The 23,548-nt window shown below is 67.4% G+C and carries 26 protein-coding genes; 10 read left to right on the top strand and 16 right to left on the bottom strand.

Annotated features, from left to right (window positions below):
• Nucleotides 1–13 precede the first annotated feature (13 nt).
• Genes OEJ36_RS27885 through OEJ36_RS27845 form a run of 9 tightly spaced genes read right to left on the bottom strand, consistent with a single transcriptional unit; the run spans nucleotide 14 to nucleotide 9,086 of the window.
• A complete protein-coding gene (locus OEJ36_RS27885; protein WP_263404276.1) occupies nucleotides 14–1,177 on the bottom strand; it encodes a D-alanyl-D-alanine carboxypeptidase family protein in 1,164 nt (387 codons plus the stop codon).
• A gap of 58 nt (nucleotides 1,178–1,235) precedes the next feature.
• On the bottom strand, nucleotides 1,236–2,240 hold the full coding sequence (locus OEJ36_RS27880; RefSeq protein ID WP_031288485.1) for a septal ring lytic transglycosylase RlpA family protein: 1,005 nt from the start codon (nucleotides 2,238–2,240) through the stop codon (nucleotides 1,236–1,238).
• Between the two features lie 3 nt (nucleotides 2,241–2,243).
• Entirely contained in the window at nucleotides 2,244–3,254 is a 1,011-nt protein-coding gene (mltB, locus tag OEJ36_RS27875; RefSeq protein WP_263404289.1) for a lytic murein transglycosylase B, read from the bottom strand.
• A gap of 14 nt (nucleotides 3,255–3,268) precedes the next feature.
• On the bottom strand, nucleotides 3,269–4,372 hold the full coding sequence (rodA, locus tag OEJ36_RS27870; protein ID WP_263404288.1) for a rod shape-determining protein RodA: 1,104 nt from the start codon (nucleotides 4,370–4,372) through the stop codon (nucleotides 3,269–3,271).
• Between the two features lie 38 nt (nucleotides 4,373–4,410).
• Nucleotides 4,411–6,312, bottom strand: coding sequence for a penicillin-binding protein 2 (mrdA, locus tag OEJ36_RS27865; protein WP_263404275.1), 1,902 nt, complete (start codon nucleotides 6,310–6,312; stop codon nucleotides 4,411–4,413).
• A 9-nt stretch (nucleotides 6,313–6,321) separates the two neighbouring features.
• Nucleotides 6,322–6,789, bottom strand: coding sequence for a 23S rRNA (pseudouridine(1915)-N(3))-methyltransferase RlmH (rlmH, locus tag OEJ36_RS27860; protein WP_021221490.1), 468 nt, complete (start codon nucleotides 6,787–6,789; stop codon nucleotides 6,322–6,324).
• 12 nt (nucleotides 6,790–6,801) lie between these two features.
• Entirely contained in the window at nucleotides 6,802–7,155 is a 354-nt protein-coding gene (gene rsfS, locus OEJ36_RS27855; RefSeq protein WP_031288488.1) for a ribosome silencing factor, read from the bottom strand.
• A 21-nt stretch (nucleotides 7,156–7,176) separates the two neighbouring features.
• Nucleotides 7,177–7,821 carry a nicotinate-nucleotide adenylyltransferase gene (nadD, locus tag OEJ36_RS27850; protein WP_184489631.1) on the bottom strand — a complete coding sequence of 215 codons (645 nt, stop codon included), beginning with the start codon at nucleotides 7,819–7,821 and terminating at the stop codon, nucleotides 7,177–7,179.
• Nucleotides 7,821–9,086, bottom strand: a complete 1,266-nt coding sequence (locus OEJ36_RS27845; RefSeq protein ID WP_263404274.1) for a glutamate-5-semialdehyde dehydrogenase — start codon at nucleotides 9,084–9,086, stop codon at nucleotides 7,821–7,823. Before OEJ36_RS27845 ends, nadD begins: the two co-directional genes overlap by 1 nt.
• Nucleotides 9,087–9,384: 298 nt before the next feature.
• On the opposite strand from OEJ36_RS27845, the gene OEJ36_RS27840 reads away from it, so the two are divergent.
• Nucleotides 9,385–10,611 (top strand): alpha/beta fold hydrolase, encoded by a 1,227-nt coding sequence (locus OEJ36_RS27840; RefSeq protein ID WP_263404273.1) that lies wholly within the window; start codon nucleotides 9,385–9,387, stop codon nucleotides 10,609–10,611.
• Between the two features lie 151 nt (nucleotides 10,612–10,762).
• Here the strand turns inward: OEJ36_RS27840 and OEJ36_RS27835 are convergent, their stop codons facing one another.
• Nucleotides 10,763–11,614: a class I SAM-dependent methyltransferase gene (locus OEJ36_RS27835; protein WP_263404272.1), complete on the bottom strand. Its 852-nt coding sequence runs from the start codon at nucleotides 11,612–11,614 to the stop codon at nucleotides 10,763–10,765.
• A 114-nt stretch (nucleotides 11,615–11,728) separates the two neighbouring features.
• On the opposite strand from OEJ36_RS27835, the gene OEJ36_RS27830 reads away from it, so the two are divergent.
• Together OEJ36_RS27830 and OEJ36_RS27825 are read left to right on the top strand one after the other, a co-directional pair.
• The gene (locus tag OEJ36_RS27830) at nucleotides 11,729–12,439 is read left to right on the top strand and encodes a DNA-3-methyladenine glycosylase (RefSeq protein ID WP_263404271.1); all 711 of its coding nucleotides are present in this window, start codon (nucleotides 11,729–11,731) and stop codon (nucleotides 12,437–12,439) included.
• On the top strand, nucleotides 12,436–13,755 hold the full coding sequence (locus OEJ36_RS27825; protein ID WP_263404270.1) for a bifunctional DedA family/phosphatase PAP2 family protein: 1,320 nt from the start codon (nucleotides 12,436–12,438) through the stop codon (nucleotides 13,753–13,755). The genes OEJ36_RS27830 and OEJ36_RS27825 overlap by 4 nt, the downstream gene beginning before the upstream one ends.
• A 38-nt stretch (nucleotides 13,756–13,793) precedes the next feature.
• Here the strand turns inward: OEJ36_RS27825 and OEJ36_RS27820 are convergent, their stop codons facing one another.
• Genes OEJ36_RS27820 through OEJ36_RS27810 form a run of 3 tightly spaced genes read right to left on the bottom strand, consistent with a single transcriptional unit; the run spans nucleotide 13,794 to nucleotide 15,470 of the window.
• Nucleotides 13,794–14,384, bottom strand: a complete 591-nt coding sequence (locus OEJ36_RS27820; RefSeq protein WP_263404269.1) for an LON peptidase substrate-binding domain-containing protein — start codon at nucleotides 14,382–14,384, stop codon at nucleotides 13,794–13,796.
• A 10-nt stretch (nucleotides 14,385–14,394) separates the two neighbouring features.
• Entirely contained in the window at nucleotides 14,395–15,105 is a 711-nt protein-coding gene (locus tag OEJ36_RS27815; RefSeq protein WP_031288489.1) for an LrgB family protein, read from the bottom strand.
• A gap of 2 nt (nucleotides 15,106–15,107) precedes the next feature.
• Nucleotides 15,108–15,470, bottom strand: coding sequence for a CidA/LrgA family protein (locus OEJ36_RS27810; RefSeq protein ID WP_021221500.1), 363 nt, complete (start codon nucleotides 15,468–15,470; stop codon nucleotides 15,108–15,110).
• 245 nt (nucleotides 15,471–15,715) lie between these two features.
• Here OEJ36_RS27810 and OEJ36_RS27805 point away from each other — a divergent pair, with 245 nt between their 5' ends.
• The 7 genes from OEJ36_RS27805 to OEJ36_RS27775 all read left to right on the top strand — a co-directional run bounded on the left by OEJ36_RS27805 (nucleotide 15,716) and on the right by OEJ36_RS27775 (nucleotide 21,123).
• A complete protein-coding gene (locus tag OEJ36_RS27805; protein ID WP_021221501.1) occupies nucleotides 15,716–16,171 on the top strand; it encodes a MaoC family dehydratase in 456 nt (151 codons plus the stop codon).
• Between the two features lie 114 nt (nucleotides 16,172–16,285).
• The gene (locus OEJ36_RS27800) at nucleotides 16,286–16,498 is read left to right on the top strand and encodes a TM2 domain-containing protein (RefSeq protein WP_021221502.1); all 213 of its coding nucleotides are present in this window, start codon (nucleotides 16,286–16,288) and stop codon (nucleotides 16,496–16,498) included.
• A gap of 90 nt (nucleotides 16,499–16,588) precedes the next feature.
• Nucleotides 16,589–18,316 (top strand): C13 family peptidase, encoded by a 1,728-nt coding sequence (locus OEJ36_RS27795; RefSeq protein ID WP_263404268.1) that lies wholly within the window; start codon nucleotides 16,589–16,591, stop codon nucleotides 18,314–18,316.
• Between the two features lie 28 nt (nucleotides 18,317–18,344).
• Complete coding sequence (locus OEJ36_RS27790; RefSeq protein WP_263404267.1) at nucleotides 18,345–18,986, top strand: oxidoreductase; 642 nt, start codon at nucleotides 18,345–18,347, stop codon at nucleotides 18,984–18,986.
• A gap of 101 nt (nucleotides 18,987–19,087) precedes the next feature.
• Nucleotides 19,088–19,699, top strand: coding sequence for a class I SAM-dependent methyltransferase (locus OEJ36_RS27785; protein ID WP_263404266.1), 612 nt, complete (start codon nucleotides 19,088–19,090; stop codon nucleotides 19,697–19,699).
• Nucleotides 19,700–19,758: 59 nt separating this feature from the next.
• On the top strand, nucleotides 19,759–20,625 hold the full coding sequence (locus OEJ36_RS27780; RefSeq protein ID WP_263404265.1) for an MBL fold metallo-hydrolase: 867 nt from the start codon (nucleotides 19,759–19,761) through the stop codon (nucleotides 20,623–20,625).
• A 30-nt stretch (nucleotides 20,626–20,655) separates the two neighbouring features.
• A complete protein-coding gene (locus OEJ36_RS27775; RefSeq protein ID WP_184489622.1) occupies nucleotides 20,656–21,123 on the top strand; it encodes a YbaK/EbsC family protein in 468 nt (155 codons plus the stop codon).
• 112 nt (nucleotides 21,124–21,235) lie between these two features.
• Here OEJ36_RS27775 and OEJ36_RS27770 read toward each other — a convergent pair whose 3' ends face one another.
• From OEJ36_RS27770 to mpl, 3 genes are read right to left on the bottom strand one after another with little or no spacing between them, the layout of a single operon-like run.
• Nucleotides 21,236–21,538, bottom strand: coding sequence for a YceK/YidQ family lipoprotein (locus OEJ36_RS27770; RefSeq protein WP_263404264.1), 303 nt, complete (start codon nucleotides 21,536–21,538; stop codon nucleotides 21,236–21,238).
• Complete coding sequence (gene ubiX / locus OEJ36_RS27765) at nucleotides 21,531–22,163, bottom strand: flavin prenyltransferase UbiX (RefSeq protein ID WP_263404263.1); 633 nt, start codon at nucleotides 22,161–22,163, stop codon at nucleotides 21,531–21,533. Before ubiX ends, OEJ36_RS27770 begins: the two co-directional genes overlap by 8 nt.
• Before the next feature lie 10 nt (nucleotides 22,164–22,173).
• Nucleotides 22,174–23,526: a UDP-N-acetylmuramate:L-alanyl-gamma-D-glutamyl-meso-diaminopimelate ligase gene (gene mpl / locus OEJ36_RS27760; RefSeq protein WP_263404262.1), complete on the bottom strand. Its 1,353-nt coding sequence runs from the start codon at nucleotides 23,524–23,526 to the stop codon at nucleotides 22,174–22,176.
• Between the last annotated feature and the right edge of the window lie 22 nt (nucleotides 23,527–23,548).

The following is a 23,548-nucleotide window of genomic DNA, read 5'->3' as shown; positions in this document are numbered from 1 at the left end:
CGGTGGGTACGGCTTAGTTGAACAGGCCGTAGAAGAACAGGCGGATGCTATCCCACACGCGGCGGAAGAAGCCACCTTCCTCGACGGCCTCCAGGGCGACCAGGTCGGCGCTGTGCACCACCTTGTCGTCCAGCTTGACCTCGACCTTGCCGATCACATCGCCCTGCTTGATGGGCGCGACCAGCTGCGGGGACAGGGTCATGGCAGCCTGCAGCTTCTGCAGCTGGCCTTTCGGCAGGGTCATGGTCAGGTCGCTGGCCAGGCCGGCCTTCACTTCGCGGGAAGCGCCCTTCCATACCTGGGCTTTCGCCAGCTCGGCACCCTTCTGATAGAAGGTCTTGGTCTCGAAGAAGCGGAAACCGTAGGTCAGCAGCTTCTGGGTCTCGGCGGCGCGGGCCTGCTCGCTGTTGGTGCCGAACACCACGGCGATCAGACGCTGGTTGTCACGCACGGCAGAGGCCACCAGGCAGAAGCCGGCTTCCTCGGTGTGGCCGGTCTTCAGGCCGTCGACGGTCTTGTCGCGCCACAGCAGCAGGTTGCGGTTGGGCTGCTTGATGTTGTTCCAGAAGAACTCCTTCTGCGAGTAGATGGCGTAGTGCGCCGGATCCTCGTAGATGATCGCGCGGGCCAGGCGGGCCATGTCGTGCGCGGTGGAGTAGTGCTCCGGGTTGGGCAGGCCGGTGGCGTTCATGAAGTGGCTGCCGACCATGCCGAGTTTCTCGGCGGTGGTGTTCATCATGTCGGCGAAGGCGTCTTCGCTGCCGGCAATGTGCTCGGCCACCGCGACGCTGGCGTCGTTGCCGGATTGGATGATGATGCCGTGCAGCAGGTCGCTCAGCGACACCTGGGTGTTCACCTGCACGAACATGCGCGAACCGCCGGTGCGCCATGCGTGCTCGCTGATGGTCACCGGGTCGTTCTCGCCGATCTGACCCTTGCGGATCTCCAGGGTGGCGATGTACGCGGTCATCAGCTTGGTCAGGCTGGCGGGCGGCAGGCGCTCGTCACCGTTGTTCTCGACCAGGACCTGGCCACTGGCGGCATCCATCAGCACATAGGCCTTGGCAGCCAGTTGCGGCGGCGATGGGACGATCTGCTCGGCGGCCAGGGCGACCGGCGCGGCGATGAGCAGGGCTGCTGGCAGTAGAAGGCGTTTCGCAAAGCTGATGATGTTCATCCGTCTCTCTGAAGTTGCTAATGGTCTAACAGGCCCTTGCGGGCAAAGAACGAAGCCGTCAGTCCGGCTTCACCAGGGTCGGCTGGCCGAGGTTGGCCAGGCGTACGCTGTCCTGCAATTGCTGTGCTTCACCCTGCGTGTCGATCGGCCCCAGGCGTACCCGGTGCAGGATCTGCTGATTGCGCACGACCGAGCTGATGAATACCGGGGCACTCACCATCCCGCTCAGCTTGTCCTTGAGGAGCTCCGCAGCGTCCGGATTGGCGAAGGCGCCCACCTGGAGATACAGGCCAGATGCTCCGAGTGAACCGTTTTTTTTTGCGTCGATCTGCACGGGCAGCACGGCGGCTGCGTGCTGTGCGGGCGGCGGCGTGTACTGCTCCACGGGTGCGGAAGCGACCTGTGCGACGCTCGGCGCCGGCTGCGCCTTGGCCACCTGCTGCGGCTGTGCCAGCACCATGGGCACCGGGCGGCCCTGGGCGGCCCACCACTCGTTGGGGTCGATGCCTTCCACCTTGACCCGCGCGGTGCCGCTCTCGGCATAGCCGAGCTTCTTCGCGGCAGCGAAGGACAGGTCGATGATGCGGTCGGAGTAGAACGGGCCACGGTCGTTGACCCGCAGGATCACGGTGCGGCCGTTGTCCAGGTTGGTCACCTTGACGTAGCTCGGCAGCGGCAGGGTCTTGTGCGCGGCGGTCATGCCGTAGAGGTCATAGGCCTCGCCGTTGGCGGTGGCCTGGCCGTGGAACTTGGTGCCGTACCAGGAGGCGGTGCCGGTGGCCTGGTAGCGGCGCGCATCGCTCATCGGGTAGTAGGTCTTGCCGAGCACCGTATAGGGGTTGGCCTTGTACGAGCCGTAGTGCGGCATGGGCACGGCATCGGGAATCCGCGAGACGTCCACGTCCCACCAGGGGGCGCCGTCACGGTGAGGGCGCGAATAGTCGCCGGGGCCGGAAATATTTCCGCCCTGCTGTACCGGCTGCGGGGTACGGCTGCTGGAGCAACTGGCGAGCATCAGCGCCAGGACACCGTAAGCAGCGATTCTTATAGGCATTGGCTGCATCTGTTAACGCCCGCCCCGTGCATTGACCAAGGATTCTGAAAGCTGATGCACCGCCATGGAATACATCACGCTGCGATTGTAGCGGGTGATCACGTAGAAGTTGGGCAGGCCCATCCAATACTCCATGCCGTCGACGCCATCCAGCCGGAAGGCCGTGACGGCGAGATCATCGCGCAAGGCGTCACCGCTTGCCCAGCCCAGGGCACGCAGTTCGCCGACATTCTTCACCGGGTCCAGGCCTTCGGTGAGGCCCTGCTCGGCATTCTCGCCACGCACCTGGGCGCGGCTCACCACCGGCTCGCCGGCCACCCAGCCATGGCGCTTGAAGTAGCTGGCCACGCTGCCGATGGCATCCACCGGGTTGTTCCAGATATCGATGTGGCCGTCACCGTCGAAGTCCACCGCGTAGGCGCGGAAGCTGCCCGGCATGAACTGCGGCAGGCCCATGGCGCCGGCGTAGGAACCTTTCAGGGTGAGCGGGTCGACCTGCTCTTCACGCGCCAGCAGGAGGAATTCCTTGAGTTGCTTGCGGAAGAAGTCGGCGCGCGGCGGGTAGTCGAAGCCCAGGGTGGAGAGCGCATCGATCACCCGGTAGCTGCCGGTGTTGCCGCCATAGAAGGTCTCGACGCCAATGATGGCGACTATCACCTGGGCGGGCACGCCGTACTCTTTCTCGGCGCGGGCCAGGGCGTCGGCGTGCTTGTTCCAGAAATCCACGCCTTTCTGGATGCGGGCATCGGTGATGAAGATCGGCCGGTATTCCTTCCACGGCTTGACCCGTTCGGCCGGCCGCGAGATGGCATCGAGGATCGCCTGCTTGCGCTCGACCTCGCGGAACAGGCTGACCAGTTGCTCCCCGGCGAAACCATAGTCGCGGGTCATCTCCGCAACGAACTCGGCGACCTGGGGGCTTCCTTCATAGTCGCCCGCCAATGCGGGGGCGGCTGCACCCAGCACGCCGCAGAAGCCCACTCCCAGGGCCCCTCGCATCATCCAGTTGCGCAGTATTTTCAAATTATTCACTCGTATCAAACCTGGGCGATCCACTTGCGATGGGTATGGATGGCCATCAAAACCCCAAACCCTGACAGCAGCGTAACCAGCGAAGTTCCGCCGTAGCTGATGAAGGGAAGAGGCACTCCAACCACCGGCAGCAGGCCACTGACCATGCCGATGTTGACGAACACATAAACGAAGAAGGTCATGGTCAGGCTGCCCGCCAGCAGCTTGCCGAACAGGGTCTGCGCCTGGGCGGTGATGACCAGGCCGCGACCGATCAGCAGCATGTAGACCAGCAGCAGGATGCACACGCCGACCAGGCCGAACTCTTCGCCGAGGACGGCAATGATAAAGTCCGTGTGGCTTTCGGGCAAAAAATCCAGGTGCGACTGGGTGCCCAGCAGCCAGCCCTTGCCGAACACCCCGCCCGAACCGATCGCCGCCTTCGACTGGATGATGTTCCAGCCGGTGCCGAGCGGGTCGCTCTCCGGGTCGAGGAAGGTCAGCACGCGCTGTTTCTGGTAGTCGTGCATGACGAAGAACCACATCCCCACCGCGATCGGCACCACCGCCGTGACCGCGCCGAGTATCCAGCGCCACTGCAGCCCGGCCATGAACAGCACGAAGGCGCCCGAGGCGAGGATCAGCAGCGCGGTGCCGAGGTCCGGCTGGCGCACCACCAGGATGAAGGGCACGACGATCAGCGCCAGGCTCACCACCACGTGCTTGAGCTTGGGTGGCAAGGTGCGTTTGGACAGGTACCAGGCGATGGTCGCCGGCATCAGGATCTTCATGAACTCGGCGGGCTGGAAGCGGATCACCCCGGGGATGTTGATCCAGCGTGTCGCGCCCATGGCGTTGTGGCCCATGATGTCCACCACTATCAGCAGCGACACGCCGCCGACGTAGCCCAGGGGCACCCAGCGGGCGAGGAAGCGCGGTTCGAACTGGGCGATCACCACCATCGCCACCAGGCCGAGGCCGAAGGACGAGGTCTGCTTCATCAGCAGGTCCCAGTGCTTGCCGCTGGCCGAATAAAGGACGAACAGGCTGCCGGCAGCCAGGAGCAGCAGCAGCAGGAGCAACTGGCCGTCGATGTGCAGGCGCTGCAGCAGGCTCGCGCGGCGGCGCATCACGTCCTCGTTGGACAGGGTGCGGTCGAAGTTGCTGTTCATCGGCTCGGGCTCTTCTCGGCGGTGAGGGGCGCCTGCGGTGGCTGGAACTCGGGTTTCAACTGGCCATCGGGGCCCAGCAGCCAGGCATCCATCACCTGCTTCACCACGGGTGCGGCGACGCCGGAGCCGGATTCGCCGTTCTCCACCATCACCGCCACGGCGATCTTCGGGTTGTCCGCCGGGGCGAAGCCGATGAACAGCGCGTGGTCGCGGTGGCGCTCCTGCAGCTTGGAGCGGTCGTACTTCTCGCCCTGCTTGATCGCCACCACCTGTGCGGTACCGGACTTGCCGGCGATGCGGTACACCGATGCATCGCCAACCTTGCGCGCGGTACCGCGGGCGCCGTGCACCACCTGCTCCATGCCAATGCGGCCGTAGTCCCAGAACTTCGGGTCGCGCAGCGCGATGTCCGGCATCGGGTTCGGGTCTTCCGGCGGCTTGCCTTCGATGGTCTTGGCCAGGTGCGGGCGGATCCACTTGCCGCGGTTGGCCATCAGCGAGGTGGCCTGGGCCAGCTGCAGCGGCGTGGCCTGCATGTAGCCCTGACCGATGCCGAGGATCAGCGTCTCGCCCGGGTACCAGGCCTGGCGGTAGCGGGCACGCTTCCAGTCACGGGACGGCATCAGCCCGGTGGTTTCCTCGAACATGTCCAGGGCGACCTTCTGGCCGAAGCCGAAGCGGCTCATGTAGGTGTGCAGGCGATCGATGCCCATCTTGTGGGCGAGGTCGTAGAAGTAGGTGTCGTTGGACCGCATGATCGCGGTCTCCAGGTTCACCCAGCCGTCGCCGCTGCGGTTCCAGTTGCGGTACTTGTGGTCGTAGTTGGGCAACTGGTAGAAGCCGGGGTCGAACACCCGGGAATCCGGGGTGACCACACCAGCGTCCAGCCCCGAAACGGCCACCATCGGCTTCACCGTCGAACCCGGCGGGTAAAGGCCGCGCAACACGCGGTTGTACAGCGGCCGGTCGATGGAGTCGCGCAGCTCGGCGTACTGCTTGAAGCTGATGCCGGTGACGAAGGGGTTGGGATCGAAGCTCGGCTGGCTGACCATCGCCAGCACGTCGCCGCTGGAGGGCTCGATCGCCACGATGGCACCGCGACGCCCGGCCAGGGCCGCCTCGGCCGCCTCCTGCAGGTGCGTGTCGATGGTCAGCACCAGGTCCTTGCCCGGCTTCGGGTCGGTACGCTTGAGCACCCGCAGCACGCGGCCACGGGCGTTGGTCTCGACTTCCTCGTAACCCACCTCGCCGTGCAGCGTGTCTTCGTAGAAGCGCTCGATGCCGGTCTTGCCGATATGGTGGGTGCCGCTGTAGTTGATCGGGTCGAGCTCCTTGAGCTCCTTCTCGTTGATGCGCCCGACGTAGCCCACCGAATGGGCGAAGTGCGCCCCCTGGGGGTAGTGCCGCACCAGCTGCGCCACCACCTCCACGCCCGGCAGGCGGAACTGGTTCACCGCCACGCGGGCGATCTGCTCCTCCGAGAGTTCGAAGAGGATGGGCACTGGCTCGAAGGGACGACGGCCCTGCTTCATGCGCTTCTCGAACAGCGCCCGGTCATCGGCGCTCAGCTGCAGCGCCTCGACTATCACGTCCAGGGTCTGCTCCCAGTCGCCGGCGCGCTCGCGGGTCACCGTGAGGCTGAAGCTCGGCCGGTTGTCGGCGATGATCAGGCCATTGCGGTCATAGATCAGGCCACGGGTCGGCGGGATCGGCTGGACGTGGACGCGGTTGTTCTCGGACAGCGTCGAGTGGTACTCGTACTGGATCACCTGCAGGTAATAAAGGCGGGCGATCAGCACGCAGGTCAGCAGCAGCACCACCAAAGCGCCGACGACGACGCGACGCCGCACCAGGCGGGCATCCTTCTCGTGGTCTTTCAGGCGGATCGGCTGCGGCATCGGTACGGCTTACTTGTGATAGGGGTGGCCGGACAGCACGGTCCAGGCACGGTAGATCTGCTCGCCGACCAGAATCCGCACCAGCGGGTGCGGCAGGGTCAACGGCGACAACGACCAGCGTTGCTCACTGCGCGCGCAAACCTCGGGGGCCAGCCCTTCCGGGCCACCGACCATAAGGTTCACGGTGCGCGAGTCGAGACGCCAGCGGTCCAGTTCCACCGCCAGTTGCTCGGTGCTCCAGGCGCGGCCTTCGACTTCCAGGGTGACGATGCGTTCCCCGGGTTGCACCTTGGCCAGCATCGCCTCGCCTTCCTGGCGGATCATCCGCGCCACGTCGGCGTTCTTGCCGCGCGTGGTCAGGGGGATCTCCACCAGTTCGAGGGCGAGTTCGGACGGCAGGCGCTTGGCGTACTCGTGCCAACCCTCCTCCACCCAGCGGGGCATGCGCGAGCCAACGGCGATCAGACGCAGACGCAAGGCGACGCTCCGTTATTCCTGGGGATGCTGGGCGCGGCTCTGCTCGGCACCCTGCCACAGGCGCTCGAGGTCATAGAACTGGCGGGTGGCGACCTGCATCACGTGGACGACCACATCGCCCAGGTCCAGCAGGGCCCATTCGCCGCTGTCCAGGCCTTCGCTGCCCAGGGGGCGCACGCCTTGTTCCTTGACCTTCTCCAGCACGTTGTCGGCGATCGACTTGACGTGGCGGCTGGAGGTACCGCTGGCGATCACCATGAAATCGGTGACGCTGGTCTTGCCGCGTACATCGATGGTGGTGATGTCCTGGGCCTTCATGTCTTCCAGGGCCGCAAGAGCGACCTTGACCAGTTCTTCGTTTTGCATCGGTTCAACTACCTCGATCATTCAGCTCGTCGCACGGTACAGGCCGTGCTCATGGATATAGGCCAGCACCGCATCGGGGACGAGGAATCGTACCGAACGCCCGGTGGCCAGCAATTGGCGGATCTGCGTGGCGGACACCGCCAGCGGTGCCTGCCATACAAAGGAAATCTGCCCACCGCGCCCGGCCAGGGCCAGGGGGTCGGCGACACTGCGCGCCGCCAGCAGGTCGCGCAGTGCTTCCGGTGGTTCGCTGTCGGCATCCGGCCGCTGCAACACCAGGATGTGGCAGTGCTCCAGCAGCTCCTCCCAGCGGTGCCAGCTCGGCAGGCCGCAGAAGGCGTCCCAGCCCAGCAGCAGGTAAAGCGAGTCGTCCGTGCCCAGCTCGGCCTGCACGGACTCCAGGGTATCGATGGTCCAGGACGGCCGGTCGCGCTTCAGTTCGCGGTCATCCACCCGCAACGGCGGCAGGTCGGCCACCGCACGCTGGACCATTTCCAGGCGATCGGTCGCAGAAACCTGCGGCGTCTCGCGGTGCGGCGGCCTGGCGCTGGGGATCAGACGCAACTCGTCGAACCCCATCAGCTCGGCGACCTCCAGCGCACCACGCAAGTGGCCGATGTGCACAGGATCGAAGGTACCGCCGAACAGACCGATGCGTTTGCCCATCAGGTGCGCACGTGACCGTCACCGAAGACCACGTACTTCTCGCTGGTCAGGCCTTCCAGGCCGACCGGGCCACGGGCGTGCAGCTTGTCGGTGGAAATACCGATCTCCGCGCCCAGGCCGTACTCGAACCCATCGGCGAAGCGCGTCGAGGCGTTGACCATCACCGAGGCGGAATCCACTTCGGTGAGGAAACGACGGGCGTCGCTGAAGTTCTCGGTGATGATCGCGTCGGTGTGCTGCGAGCCGTAGGCGTTGATGTGCTCGATGGCCTCATCCAGCCCGGCGACGATGCGGATCGACAGGATCGGTGCGTTGTATTCGGTGCGCCAGTCTTCCTCGGTCGCCTCCAGCACATCACTGCCCAGCAGCGCGCGGGTGGCGGCGTCGCCACGCAGCTCCACCTGCTTGTCGCGGTAGATGGCGGCCAGCGGCGGCAGCACGCGCTCGGCGATGCCGGCATGCACCAGCAGCGTTTCCATGGTGTTGCAGGGTGCGTAGCGCTGGGTCTTGGCGTTGTCGGCGACGCGAATCGCCTTGTCCAGGTCCGCGGCGATGTCGATATAGACGTGGCAGATGCCGTCCAGGTGCTTGATCACCGGCACCTTGGCATCACGACTGACGCGCTCGATCAGGCCCTTGCCGCCACGCGGCACGATGACGTCGACGAACTCCGGCATGCTGATCAGCGCGCCCACGGCAGCGCGGTCGGTGGTCTCGACCACCTGCACCAGCTCGGCCGGCAGGCCGGCGTCGGCCAGGCCCTTCTGGATGCACAGGGCAATGGCCTGGTTGGAATGGATGGCTTCGGAGCCGCCCCGCAGGATGGTGGCGTTGCCGGACTTCAGGCACAGGCTGGCCGCATCGATGGTCACGTTCGGGCGCGACTCGTAGATGATGCCGATCACGCCCAGGGGCACGCGCATCTTGCCCACCTGGATGCCCGAAGGCAGGTAGCGCATGTCGCGGATCTCGCCGATGGGGTCCGGCAGGGTGGCCACCTGGCGCAGGCCCTCGATCATGTCGTCGATGCGTGCCGGAGTCAGCGCCAGGCGATCCAGCATGGCTGGCTCCAGACCGTTGGCCCGGCCGTTGGCCAGGTCCTGCTCATTGGCGGCGGACAGCTCGCCACGGGCGGCGTCCAGGGCATCGGCGGCGGCCAGCAGGGCGCGGTTCTTCTGCGCGGTGCTGGCACGGGCGGCCACGCGCGAGGCGGCGCGCGCGGCGCGGCCCAGGCGGGTCATGTAATCGAGAACGGACTCGGTCATGGTCTCGGCGGTCTGGCAGTTGGGAAAAGTGGGCGATTATAGCCCGCGCGCCCCGCCACGCCCAGCGGCGCCGGGCGGATGGTAAACAGCCCGTTCCGCGCCCTCCCAGCCTCCCACCCGCAAGCGCCAGCCCCCGCGGTTGCAGGGGATACGGTGACACCCGGGGAAAAATACTGGCTTTTTGCCGCCCGAAGGTTGGGTAAACAAAATCGTCACCGATGTTTACCTTGAGGTCGTGCCCCGCGCCCCGACTCGCGGCGAGAACAACAACAAGGCGCCCGAGCGCCGGAGAATCGCCATGCTCTATCGCACCGGATACAGCGCAGACCTGCTCGCCTCCCCCCCCGAGAGGCTCCACATCGGCCCCTGGTGCCTGCATTACCAGGCCTGGTCCCACCATGCAGACGACCCACGAACGCCGGTGCTCATGCTCGGCGGCGCCTTCCAGAGCTTCCGCTCCTTCGCCGCCGAGGTGGAGGAGCTGCTCGGCGAGCACCCGGTCATCCTTCTCGACCTCCCCGGCCAGGGCGGCAACCTGCAACTGGCCCCCGAGCTGGGGCTGGAGCAACTGGCCGACCTGATCGCCGACTTCGCCGAGGAACTGGCGCTGCCGCCGCTAATGCCCATCGGCCTCTCCTACGGTTCGGCCCTGGCAGCGCTGTTCGCCAGCCGCCACCCGCAACGCTGCGAGCGCCTGCTGCTGGCCGGCATCACCGCCTTCGGCCGCGACGGCGCCCGCGCGTTGCTGGAGGAAGGCCTGCTGATGCTCGCCGAAGGCAACCTCGCGGCCTTCGCCCAGGGCGTGCTGATCGGTCTGATCAACCCGCTGCGCCTGGATGCCACCGGCATCACCCCGGGCTTCCGCAAGGCCATGCTGCGCCAGCTGCAGCGCCTGTCGCCGGTGGAGCAGGAGCGCTACCGGCAGAACAGCCGGCGCCTGCTGGATTTCGGCGGCTTCGCCCAGCACCCGCGCTGCCCGACCCTGGTGCTGGCCGGCGAATACGACCACTTCACCCAGCCCTGGGAACACGCGCTGTTCGCCGCCGCCTGCGACGATGCCGACTGCGCGCTGATCGAGAACGGCGATCACCTGGCCCAGTTCGAACGCCGCGACGCCTGCTCGCGCCTCTACGTGCCCTTCTTCAAGGGCAACCCGCTGCCGCAGCAGGCCCCCGGTGCCGCGCGCCTGGCGCGGGGCATGCTCGGCAACCTGGAGAAACGCCAGGAACCCCGCCTCGCCCCGCTCGACCGCAACGGCCGCCTGTTCCACCCGGAACTGGGAGAGCTAAGCGTGGAAGTGAGCGAGCTGGGCTTCTTCGGCGGCCTGCTGCACGGCGACCTGCCAGCCACCCTCCCCACCCGGGGCTGGAGCCTGCGCGCCGGCGACCTGCCAGCACTGGAACTGCTGCCCCTGCGCCGGCAGAGCGACACGCTGTCGCTGGTGTTCACCCATGTCGACGCCCAGGCCAGCGCCGCCCTCGCCGCCCAGGTCGGCCCCTGGCAGATGGCGGCGGCAGCAGCCTGAAAGCTGGAAGCTGGAAGCTGGAAGCTGGAAGCTGGAAGCCAGGAATGCTCTTGAAGCTTTTGGCTTTTGGCTTTTGGCTTTTGGCTTCTGGCTTGTGGCTTGTGGCTTGTGGCTTGTGGCTTGTGGCTTGTGGCTTGCCGCTTGCCGCTTTTCATATGGAAGCCTCGACGACGCGGACCAGGGTGGGCCACCGCCCCATGCTCAAGCCAAGGTCGGCGCCATCCACCTGCGGGTCCAGCACCTGCACCCGGGGGAAACCACAACGGTTGAAGCCGTCGATGATGGCCGCGCCGTCGCGGTAGTGCAGCGGGTAGTTGCCGCGGGTGAAGCGGCCGACCAGGTCGACGCCCCAGCGCACCTGGCGGTAGCGCGGGTGCTCGCGCAGGTCCGGGTAGAGGTCGGTGAGGTAGGTGGCCGAGGGGAAGGCACGCAGCTGGTCGGCCAGGCGCTGCCAGAAGCCCTCGATCACCGGCAGCTCGAAGTAGTTGACCAACCCCTCGGTGATCACCACTACCGGTCGGTGGCGGTCCAGCCCGGCGAACAGTGCATCCAGCCCCTGCCCGCCCTCACCCGCGAGAATGTCCACGGCGCGCACCTGGTGGCGGCTGTTGAGCCAGCCCTCGCCGTGCAGCAGCAGGCGCTTGCGCGCGGCCATGGGCGGCAGGTCGGCCTCCAGGTAACGCAGCTCCGGGTAGCGCTCGCAGAAGCGCCGACCCCGGGGCGACAACCCGCAGGCGATCTCCACCACCTGGGTCGTGCCACTGGCGATGGCGGCGTCGAGCCGGGCGTCGATCATCAGGTGGCGTTGCAGCAGGAAGTTCTCGATATCCAGGCCGAAGCCCACCCGCGCGCCCCAGGTGATGGGGCTGAGCAGGCCATGCACCCAGCGCCCGAGGGAGGTGGCGAACGCCGGGTCGGCCAGGTGATGGCGGTACCAGACATAACCGGTGTAGTGCGCGCTGGGCGTGATGTGGGCGCTGTCGGCCCGAGCGGTTCTGGACATGGCAGGACTCTTTATTGTTTTTCTCGGTGTTTCCCATCCAGCCGTTCAGCTGCCGGCCGTCGAGGCTTACGTATAATCGCCAGCCTAAGCCGCTGCGGATAGCCAAGACAGCCCATGCCCACCGTTCCCACCCTAAGTTTGCCCTGGCCGCACGACCGCGCCCTGGGCGATGCCTTCTTCGACCGCGACGCACAACTGCTGGCCCGTGAACTGCTCGGCAAGGTCATCCGCCACCGGGTCGGCGAGCACTGGCTGTCGGCGCGCATCATCGAGACCGAAGCCTATTACTGCGCAGAGAAAGGCAGCCACGCCTCCCTCGGCTACACCGAGAAGCGCCGGGCGCTGTTCCTCGATGGCGGCCACATCTATATGTACTACGCACGCGGCGGCGATTCGCTCAACTTCAGCGCCCAGGGCCCCGGCAACGCCGTGCTGATCAAGTCCGGCCACCCCTGGCAGGACGCGATCTGCGGCCCCGAGGCACTGATCGCCATGCAGCTCAACAACCCCGACGCCAACGGCATCCCGCGCCCGCCCGAGCGCCTCTGCGCCGGCCAGACCCTGCTGTGCAAGGCCATGGGCCTGCGCGTGAAGGAATGGGATGCGCAGCGTTTCGACCCCACCCGGCTGTTCGTCGAAGACGTTGGCGAGCGACCGACTCAGATCATCCAGACCACCCGCCTGGGCATTCCCCACGGCCGCGACGAACACCTGCTCTACCGCTTCGTCGACGCCGGCTATGCACGGCACTGCACACGCAACCCTTTGCGCCGTGGGCAGGTCGAAGGGCAGCACTATCACCTGATCGAAGGAACGACCCCATGAGCGAATGGCTCGACGCCCTCACCACCTGGCTCGGCGCCCACCCGCAGTGGCTGGGCCTGGCCATCTTCATCATCGCCTGCGTCGAATGCCTGGCCATCGCCGGCATCATCGTGCCCGGCACCGTGCTGCTGTTCGCCGTCGCCGTGATGGCCGGCAGCGGCGCGCTGGGGCTTTGGGAAACCCTGCTGCTGGGCTACTTCGGCGGCCTGCTGGGGGATGCCATCTCCTATGGGCTGGGCCGGCGCTTCCACCAGAACATCCGCCGCCTGCCGGGCCTGCGCCACCACCCGGAATGGCTGGCCGGGGCGGAGAACTACTTCAACCGCTACGGCGTCGCCAGCCTGCTGGTGGGCCGCTACATCGGCCCGCTGCGGCCGATGCTGCCCATGGTCGCTGGCATGCTCGACATGCCGCTGCCGCGCTTCATCGCCGTGAGCCTGCTCGCTGCGGCCGGCTGGTCGGTGGCCTACCTGCTGCCCGGCTGGGCCACGGGCGCGGCCTTCCGCCTGCCCTTGCCGGAGGGGTTCTGGAAGGAAGCCGGTGTGGTGGTGGTCGCCGTGCTGGCGATGCTGGCGCTGATCCTCCAGGGCAGCCTGCGCGAGAAGCGCTGGGCGACGCCTCTGGCCGCCGGCCTCAGCCTGGCGCTGCTGGCGGGGCTGTTCTTCGGCTGGTCCTACCTGCACGACTTCGACCAGGGCCTGATGGCGCTGGTGCAGGAGCAGCGCAACGACACCCTCGACAGCTTCATGGTGCTGGTCACCCGCCTCGGCGATTTCCGCACCCAGCTGTTCGCCGGCGCCCTGCTCACCTCGCTGCTATTGGTCGCCCGGCAATGGCGCCACGCGGTGTTCGCCGGTGCCACCCTGGTGTGCACGGCACTGGCCAATGGCGGCCTGAAGCAGCTGTTCGCCCGCGCCCGGCCGGAGGTGCTGGCCGAGCCCCTGAGCACCTTCAGCTTCCCCAGCGGCCACAGCTCGGCGGCCTTCGCCTTCTTCCTGGTACTGGGTGTGCTGGCCGGCCGTTCGCAGCCCGCACGCATGCGCCTGACCTGGCTGCTGCTGGCCTGCCTGCCGGCGCTGGCCATCGCCCTGTCACGGGTCTACCTGGGGGTGCACTGGCCCACCGACATCCTCGCCGGCGCCCTGCTGGCCGGCTGCATCTGCGCGGCCTGGCTGGCCATCCTGCAGCGTGACGAGCCGATGCCAGCAATGAGCGCGAGGGTCTGGTGGCTGGTGCTCCCGGCCTGCATCGCCCTGCTCGGCGGCGTGGCCACCTGGGCCCTGCCCGAGGCCTTCGCCATGTACCGCTACAAGTGATCGGGAGCCGGTAGCCCGGGAAGGGAGGAGCGGGCGGCTCAGGCGATCATGTCGCCCTGCAGCTTGTTGAGCAGCCCCTGCAGGTGATCCAGGCGCTGCTCGGGGTCGCCCAGCGCCAGGAGTTCGAGCTTTTCCTTGAGCGAGAACGGCAGCAGGTAGGCCAGCTGGTTGGCCAGCTCCTGCTGCCCATTGGCCAGGCCGCCCATGCCAAGCCCCTGCACCAGCGGGTGCTCGGCCAGGGCGTTGAGCAGCGCGGCGAGGTCGGCGTGCTCGGGCTGCAGCGGGCGTTCCTCGGCCTCGTCCAGCCACTCGATATCGGCGACCGTCAATTGGTCGGGCAGCACCTCGGCGCGGGTCACCTTGAAACGCCGCCCGCCCTCCACGCGAATCCCCAGCAGGCTGTTGGGCAACTGCTTGAAGTCGCGGATCACCGCCTCGCAGCCCATGCCGGAGAAACGGCTGGCCGCGTCGCCCACCTCCTCGCCCTCAAGGATGCAGACCACGCCGAAGCCGGTGCCCTGCTTCATGCAGCGGCCGATCATGTCCAGGTAGCGCGCCTCGAACAGCTGCAGGTCGAGCGAGCAGCCGGGGAAGAGCACGGTATTGAGCGGAAACAGCGGCAGATTCATCGACACGACCTCAAACGACCATCGCAACGGCCAGCGGCAACAGCACCGCGGTGGCCACACCCATCAAACTCATCGCCAGCGCCGCGAAGGCGCCACACTCCTCGCCTTCCTGCAACGCCCGGGCGGTGCCCACGGCGTGGGCGGTGATGCCCAGCGCCATGCCCTGGGCCGCCGGGTGACGCACGCCGATGCGGCGCAGCAACTCCGGGCCGAGGGTGGCGCCGATGACGCCGGTGATCAGCACGAACACCGCTGCCAGCGCCGCCACGCCACCGATCTGCTCGGCCACCAGCATGGCGATGGGCGAAGTCACCGACTTCGGCGCCATGGTCATCAGCATCATGTGCTCGGCACCGAAGGCCCAGGCCAGGCCCACGCCCATAACCGTAGCAACCAGGCCGCCGATGAACAGGGTGATCAGCGTCGGCCAGAACAATTGGCGGATGCGCTTGAGGTTGAGGAACAACGGCACCGCCAGGGCCACGGTGGCCGGGCCCAGCAGCAAGGTCAGCAGGGTGGTGCTCTGGCGGTACTCTTCGTAGCCGATGCCCAGGGGCACCAGCACCGCGATCACCAGGGCCATGGACACCAGCACCGGCTGCAGGAACATCAGCCGGGTCTTCTCGTAGAGGAAGATGGACAGCTGGTAGGCCGCCAGCGTCAGGCCGACGCCGAACAGCGGATGGTGGGCGATGGCCTGCCAGGCGCCGTGCCAGTCGATGCTCATGGGCGACCCTCCTGGCGGGCCTTGCGGTCGATCAGGCGCTGCATCAGCCAGCCCACGAACAGCATCGAGAAGAACACCGACAGCGCCAGCGCGCCGACCACCGCCCAGAAGTCCGCCCAGATCGCCTGGGCATAGACCATCACCCCCACCGCCGGCGGCACCAGCAGCAACGGCAGGTAGCGCAGCAGGCTGCTGGAGGCCACCGACAGCGGCTCACCCACTTCGCCCCGGGCGACGAGGAACAGGAACAGCAGCACCAGGCCGATGATGGGGCCGGGCAGCATGTGCAGGAAAAGGGCGTTGATCCCGGTGCCAAGCAACTGGAACAGCACCAGCCAGGTCAGGCCGCGCAAAAGCATGAAAATCTCCGGATAGGTCGAGGAAGCAAACGGCGAACCGCGCGCAAGGCCCGCTGCAGAGGGGCCGTTGCCAGGATCGCGCCATTATAGGCCCGCTCGCCACCCTCGCTATAACCCGCCATTCGCAGGGGGCATGCCAGCTTGACCCCTGGCATCCGGCCATGCTGATCTAGACGGCGTTGAATCCAGGGTCGGCCAAAGACCCAGCAAGAAGAACAACAAACCACGTCCACGGAGGATGAAGCATGCCGTTCGTACCTGTATCCGAACTGAAGAACTACATAGGCAAGGACCTGGGCCACTCCGAGTGGCTGACCATCGACCAGGGTCGCATCGACCAGTTCGCCGAGTGCACCGGCGACCACCAGTTCATCCATGTTGACCCGGAGAAGGCCAAGCACACCCCCTTCGGCACCACCATCGCCCACGGTTTCCTCACCCTGTCGCTGATCCCGGTACTCACCGAAGGGCTGCTGGTACTGCCCGAAGGCATGAAGATGGGCATCAACTACGGCCTGGACAGCGTGCGCTTCATCCAGCCGGTGAAGGTGGACTCCCGCGTCCGCCTGGCGCTCACCATCATGGACGTCACCGAGAAGAACCCCGGCCAGTGGCTGATCAAGGCCCGCGCCACCCTGGAGATCGAAGGCCAGGCCAAGCCTGCCTACATCGCCGAATCCCTCAGCCTCTGCTTCGTCTGAAGCCCCTGCCGGCGGCTCTCCGCCGGCATCCCTCCCGCTACTCGCCGCCAGGGCGCCGCGTTCGCTAGAATGCCGCCGCCAATCGGCACCCGCTTTCTCAACAAGGACAGTTCCATGACCGAAAAACGCATTCTCCCGGCCTTCCTGCTGTGCTTCTTCCTGGGCACCTTCGGCGCACATCGCTTCTACGCCGGCAAGATCGGCACCGCCATCCTGCAGATCCTCACCCTCGGCGGCCTGGGCATCTGGACCCTGATCGACTTCATCATGATCATCGTCGGCGCCTTCACCGACAAACAGGGCAACAAGATCACCCAGTGGACCTGAGCCCCTGCCTGACTGAAAAGAAAAGCCCGCAATAGCGGGCTTTTTTACGCCACACTTGCACCAGCCGTATCCACCTTCAAGGGACTGTCGATGAAACCGCTGCTGCCCCTCGCGCTCGCCCTGCTCCTCGCGGCCTGCGGAGACGGAGAACCCCTCACCCCGCCGGACGCCCGCCTGCCCGACGGCTCCCGCTACCGTGGCGCGGTGGTCGATGGCCTGCTGCAGGGCCCGGGGCGCCTGGACTACAGCAACGGCACCTGGTTCGAAGGCACCTTCAAGGATGGCCAGCCCAACGGGCGCGGCACCTGGCACGGCCCCAACGGCGTCGAGTACCAGGGCGATTTCAGCAACGGCCTGTTCGACGGAAACGGCCACATGACCTATGGCGACGGCACGCTCTACGAGGGCGGCTTCAAGGCCAACCAATTCAACGGCGAAGGCACGCTCAGCCGCGAAGGCATGGTCTACAGCGGCACCTTCCGCGACGACCGCTACCACGGCCAGGGCAAGCTCGCCCTGCCCGATGGCAGCAGCTACCAGGGCCAGTTCAAGCGCGGCGAACAGACCGGCCGGGGCGTGCGCACCGACGCCGATGGCTCGCGCTATTCCGGCCTGTTCAAGGCCGGCCAGCTCAACGGCGAAGGCGACTACCAGGGCGCCGACGGCGGCTTCTACAGCGGTGGTTTCAAGGGCGGCCTGTTCGACGGCAAGGGCCGCTACCAGAACGCCGAAGGCTCGGTGTGGAGCGGCCAGTTCAAGGACGGCGGCCTCACCGGCAAGGGCGAATTCAAGGGCGCGGACGGCGAGCTGTACACCGGCGCCTTCCGCAACTGGCGCTACCAGGGCGAAGGCAGCCTCAGCCTCGCCGATGGCAGCCGCTATGAAGGCGGTTTCGCCGCAGGGCGCTATGCCGGCAAGGGCACCCTGACCCTGGCCGACGGCGGCCAGGAGAAAGGCACCTGGCGCGGTGGCCGGCGCATCAGCGACGAAACCGGCAAGGCGCTGCCCAATCCCCTGGAAGTCGGCCTGCTGGAACAGGGCCGCCTGCTCGACGCCGCCATCGACGCCCTGCCCGCCTCCACCCCGGCGGTGGAGCTGTACTCCCTGAGCCTGGGAGGCGACGGCCGCCAGAGCGTATTCCTGCGCGAGGCCGACTACGTCGCCAAGCTGCTCGACCAGCGCTTCGGCGCCCACGGCCACATCACCCTGATCAACCACCGCGATCACATGGACGACCGCCCCCTGGCCACCCGCGAGAGCCTGGCCCGCGCCATCCAGGGCATCGCCCAGCGCAGCGGGCCGGAAGACCTGGTGTTCATCTACCTCACCAGCCACGGCTCCGCCGACCACCAGCTGGCCCTCGAGCAGCCCGGCCTGCAGCTCGGCGACCTGCCCGCCAGCGAGCTGGCCACGGTGCTGGCACCGCTGAAGGAGCGCCACAAGGTGGTGGTGATCTCCGCCTGCTATTCCGGCGGTTTCATCCCCGCGCTCAAGGACGACAAGACCCTGGTGATGACCGCCGCCCGCGCCGACCGGGTGTCCTTCGGTTGCTCCGACGACAACGAATTCACCTACTTCGGCCGCGCCCTGCTGGCCGACGCCCTGAACCAGACCGACGACCTGGAACGTGCTTTCGAACTCGCCCGCACCGAGGTTGCCGAATGGGAGAAGGCCGACGGTTTCGAACCCTCCGAACCGCAGATCTGGGCACCGAAACCGGTGCTCGCCCATTGGCGAAAGTTGCGCGCCGCGCAAGCCCAGGAGGCCCTCGCCGCGCAACCTGCAACGGCCGACGGCAAAACCGCCGCCAGCCACTAAGCTGAAGCTGTAACAGCGGAGAAACAGCATGCATCTGACGCCCCAGCACGTACTGCTCGCCGGCGCCACGGGCTTGACCGGTGAACACCTGCTCGACCGACTGCTCAACGAACCCACGGTGGAGCGGGTGCTCGCGCCGACCCGTCGCCCCCTCGCCGAGCACAAGCGCCTGGACAACCCGGTGGGCGATATCGCCGACCTGCTGCCGCAGCTCCTGGGGCCGGTGGACACCGCCTTCTGCTGCCTCGGTAGCACCATCCGCCAGGCCGGCTCCCAGGAAGCCTTCCGCGCCATCGACCTCGACCTGGTGCTCGCCGTCGGCGCCCGCGCCCGCGAACTCGGCGCCCGCCACTACCTGGTGATCAGCGCCCTGGGCGCGGACGCCAGTTCCTCGGTGTTCTACAACCGCACCAAGGGCGAGATGGAGGCAGCGCTCAAGGCCCAGGACTGGCCCCAGCTGACCCTGGTGCGCCCGTCCCTGCTGCTCGGCCCGCGCAGCGAATTCCGCCTCGGCGAACGCCTGGCCGCCCCGCTCATGCGCTGGCTGCCGGGCAAGTACCGTGGCATCGGCGCCTGCACCCTGGCCCGGGCCCTGTGGCGCCTGGCCCTGGAAACCGACCAGGGCACGCGCATCGTCGAGTCGGACGAACTGCGCCGCCTGGGTCGCTGAGCCGGGCGGGAATCCTCCCGCCATTGGCCGAAATCCCCGCGCCGCGCGGGGATGCGCCCTGCTAACGTGAACGCCTCGTCAACCGCAATGGACTGCCCGCCATGGGTTTCTACGATCGCCACGTCCTGCCCCGCCTGATCGACTACGCCTGCGGCATGGGCGAAGTGATGAAGACCCGCTCGAAGATCGTGCCCCAGGCCGAAGGCAAGGTGCTGGAGATCGGCATCGGCACCGGCCTGAACCTCGGTTTCTACGACCCGGCCAAGGTGCAGGTGGTGATCGGCGTCGACCCCGCCGCGCAGATGCAGGCCCTGGCTCGCCAGCGTGCCGACGCCATCACCATCCCGGTGGAAACCATCGCCCTGGAACTGGGCGAGATCCAGGCCAGCGACGCCAGTTTCGACAGCATCGTCTGCACCTTCACCCTCTGCACCATCCCCGACGCCCCGGCAGCGCTGAAGGAAATGCGCCGCGTGCTCAAGCCCGGCGGGCGCCTGCTGTTCGCCGAACACGGCCTGGCACCGGACGCCCCGGTGGTGCGCTGGCAGCACCGCCTCACGCCGTTGTGGAAACCCTTCGCCGGCGGCTGCCACCTCAACCGTGACATCCCGCGCCTGATCGAAGGTGGCGGCTTCGCCATCCGCGAGCTGCAAACCGGCTACCTGCAGGGCCCGCGCCCCATGACCTTCGTCTATCGCGGCTGGGCGGATTGACCGGCGCCCCCGCAACCGGGTTAGCCTTGGGCGCTTGAAAGCCAGCCCGGAACCGCCCCATGCGTACCCTCACCTCGCTCACCGGCAACAGCCAGAAACTCGACGGCGGCGCCATGTTCGGCAACGCCCCGCGCGCCCTCTGGGAACGCTGGATGCAGCCGGACGCGCAAAACCGCATCGACCTCGGCTGCCGCGCCCTGCTGGTACAGGAAGACGAGCGCAACATCCTCATCGAAACCGGTATCGGTGCCTTCTTCCCGCCGGAACTCAAGCACCGCTTCGGCGTGCAGGAGGCGCACCACGTGCTGCTCGACAGCCTCGCCGAGGCGGGCCTGTCCGATGCCGACATCGATATCGTGCTGCTCACCCACCTGCACTTCGACCACGCCGGCGGCCTGCTCGCCGCCTGGGAGCAGGACCAGCCCATGCGCCTGCTGTTCCCCAACGCCCGCTTCGTCACCGGCCGCAGCCAGTGGCAGCGCGCCTGCAACCCGCACCCGCGCGACCGCGCCTCCTACATCCCGGAAATGCTCGAACTGCTGGAGGCCAGCGGCCGCCTGGTGCTGATCGACGAGCAGCCCAGCGCCGAGATCCTCGGCCCCGACTGGCGCCTGCACTGGAGCGACGGCCACACCCCCGGGCAACTGCTGCCGGAGATCGCCATGCCCGACGGCCCGGTGGTGTTCAGCGGCGACCTGATCCCCGGCGCGCCCTGGGTGCACCTGCCCATCACCATGGGCTACGACCGCTTCCCCGAAGGCCTGATCGAGGAGAAGGAAGCCCTGCTCGCCAGCCTGCTGGAGCGCAATGGCCGTCTGCTCTTCACCCACGACCCGAGCGTCGCCATGGGCCGCGTCACCCGCGACGGCAAGGGCCGCTACGGCCTCGACGACAGCCTCGCCGCCGTGCACCAGCTGGCCGCCTGAGCCGGCCGGACAGAAATCAAGGAGCCCCGAATGAGCCTCGAATCCGTACGCGCCTTCCTCGCCGAGAAGGCCCCCGAACTCGCCATCATCGAACTGGAAACCAGCACCGCCACCGTCGCCCTGGCCGCCGAAGCCCACGGCGTCGAACCGGGCCGTATCGCCAAGACCCTGGCCTTCCGCGTCGGCGAGCAGCACCTGCTGGTGGTGGCGCGCGGCGATGCGCGCATCGATAACCGCAAGTTCAAGGAAGCCTTCGGCGCCAAGGCCAAGATGCTCGACGCCGAAACCGTGCAGGCGCTGACCAGCCACCCCGTCGGCGGCGTCTGCCCCTTCGGCCTGGCCACCCCGCTGCCGGTTTATTGCGACCTATCGCTGCAGGCCTTCGACGAAGTGGTCCCCGCCGCCGGCGCCATCCATAGCGCCGTACGCATCGCCCCCCAGCACATGGCCGAACTGGTCGCCGCGCAATGGGTGGATGTCTGCCAGGACCCGGCCTGAGGCGGGCCGATCAGATGCTCGCAGCGGCCTCGAAACCCACCGCTCACACAGAGCTCCTCCGTAGGATGGGTAGAGGTACGAAACCCATCACCGCGTAGCCCTACGGAGCGCCTCAATTCCCGCCGGTCACACCCAACCCCACGCCCAGCTCCGCCGCCACCGCGAACGGCAGCAACAGCGTCTCCAGCACCGCGCTGAACGGCAGGTCGAGCGCCGCCCAGCCTGGCGCTTCGGCGCCGAAGCGGTCCTTGGGGCAACAGCCGCCATTGAGGGAATACCAATCCAGCCGAGTGCCGGAGTAGATAATCGGCGCGCCGGGCTTGGCCGCGTCCAGGGTGCGCACGGCGGCGCAGCCCTGGAGCACCAGCACCAGGCCGATGAACAAGCCCAGGCGGGTGCGGCGTGGTTCAGTCATCGCTGCTCTGCAAGTGATGCTCGCCCCAGCGCGGCAGCATGTCCTGGGGGATTTCCAGCAGGTTGAGGATGCGCGCCACCACGAAGTCCACCAGGTCATCGATGGTCTGCGGCTGGTGATAGAAACCCGGCGAGGCCGGCAGGATGATCGCGCCGAGGTTGGAGAGCTTGAGCATGTTCTCCAGGTGGATGCTGGAGTACGGCGCCTCGCGGGGCACCAGGATCAGCTTGCGCCGCTCCTTCAACGCCACGTCCGCGGCGCGCTCGATCAGGTTGTTGCAGGCACCGGTGGCGATGGCCGACAGCATGCCGGTAGAGCAAGGCACCACCACCATCGCCCCCGGGGCACCGGAGCCGGAGGCCGCCGGGGCCATCCAGTCTTCCTTGCCGTAGACGCGGATCTGCCCCGGCGCGGCGCCGGTGTACTCGCTGAGGAAGGCCTGCATCGACTGCGGCTTGGGCGGCAGGGTGACTTCGGTCTCGGTGGCCATCACCAGCTGCGCGGCCTTGGAGATGAGGAAGTGCACCTCGCGGTCTTCCTGCACCAGGCAGTCCAGCAGGCGCAGGCCGTACTGGGCGCCGGAAGCGCCGGTCATCGCCAGGGTGACGCGTTCGGGTCCGCTCATGTCGTCGTCCTCAGCCTTCCAGCGCCTTGGCCAGCTTGCCGTGCAGGCCGCCAAAACCGCCGTTGCTCATGATCACCACCTCGGTGCCCGGGCGCGCCTGGCCCTTCACCCGCTCGATGATCGCCTCCAGCGAATCGCAGACCACCGCCGGCACCGGGCAGGCGGCGGCCGTGGCGGCCAGGTCCCAGCCCAGGTTCGGCGGCGCGTACCAGATCACCTGGTCGGCCTGGGCCACGCTCTCCGGCAGGCCGTCGCGGTGGGCGCCCAGCTTCATGGAGTTGGAGCGCGGCTCGATGATGGCGATCACCGGCGCCTCGCCCACGCGCTTGCGCAGGCCGTCGAGGGTGGTAGCGATGGCGGTGGGGTGGTGGGCGAAGTCGTCGTAGATGGTCACGCCGTTCACTTCGGCGACCTTCTCCATGCGCCGCTTGACGTTGCGGAAGGCACTCAGGGCGGCGATGCCCAGCTCCGGCACCACGCCCACATGGCGCGCGGCGGCAAGGGTGGCCAGGGCGTTGGCCACGTTGTGCTGGCCGGTCAGGGTCCATTCCACGGTGCCCTGTACCTTGCCGTCGAACCGCACCTCGAAGCGCGAGCCATCCTCGCTGAGCAGGCGCACCTGCCACTGGCCACCTTCACCGGTGGTCTGCACCGGCGTCCAGCAGCCCATTTCCAGCACCCGCACCAGGGCCGGTTCGGTGGTGGGGTGGATGATCAGGCCCTCGCCGGGGATGGTGCGCACCAGGTGGTGGAACTGCCGCTCGATGGCGGGCAGGTCCGGGAAGATGTCGGCGTGGTCGAATTCCAGGTTATTGAGGATCGCCGTGCGCGGGCGGTAGTGAACGAACTTCGAGCGCTTGTCGAAGAAGGCGCTGTCGTACTCGTCCGCCTCCACCACGAAGAACGGCGTGCCGCCCAGGCGCGCCGAGATGCCGAAGTTCTGCGGCACGCCACCGATGAGGAAGCCCGGGCTCATGCCCGCATGCTCCAGCACCCACGCCAGCATGCTGGTGGTGGTGGTCTTGCCGTGGGTACCAGCCACCGCCATCACCCAGCGGCCCTGTAGCACGTGGTCCGCCAGCCACTGCGGGCCGGAGACATAGGGCAGCCCCTTGTTCAGCACATGCTCCACCGCCGGGTTGCCCCGCGACAGCGCATTGCCCACCACCACCAGGTCCGGCGCCGGGTCCAGGTGCGCGGGGTCGTAGCCCTGCATCAGCTCGATGCCCTGGGCCTCCAGCTGGGTGCTCATGGGCGGATAGACGTTGGCATCGGAGCCGGTGACGCGGTGGCCGAGTTCCTTGGCCAGCACCGCCAGCGAACCCATGAAGGTGCCGCAGATGCCGAGGATATGGATATGCATGGAATACCTCTGGAAACGGGCT

It is taken from the genome of Pseudomonas sp. PDM13 (genome assembly GCF_025685765.1).
Classification (GTDB): domain Bacteria; phylum Pseudomonadota; class Gammaproteobacteria; order Pseudomonadales; family Pseudomonadaceae; genus Metapseudomonas; species Metapseudomonas solani.
Note: the sequence above shows the minus strand (reverse complement) of the source record. Positions and strands in the feature narration are given on the sequence as shown.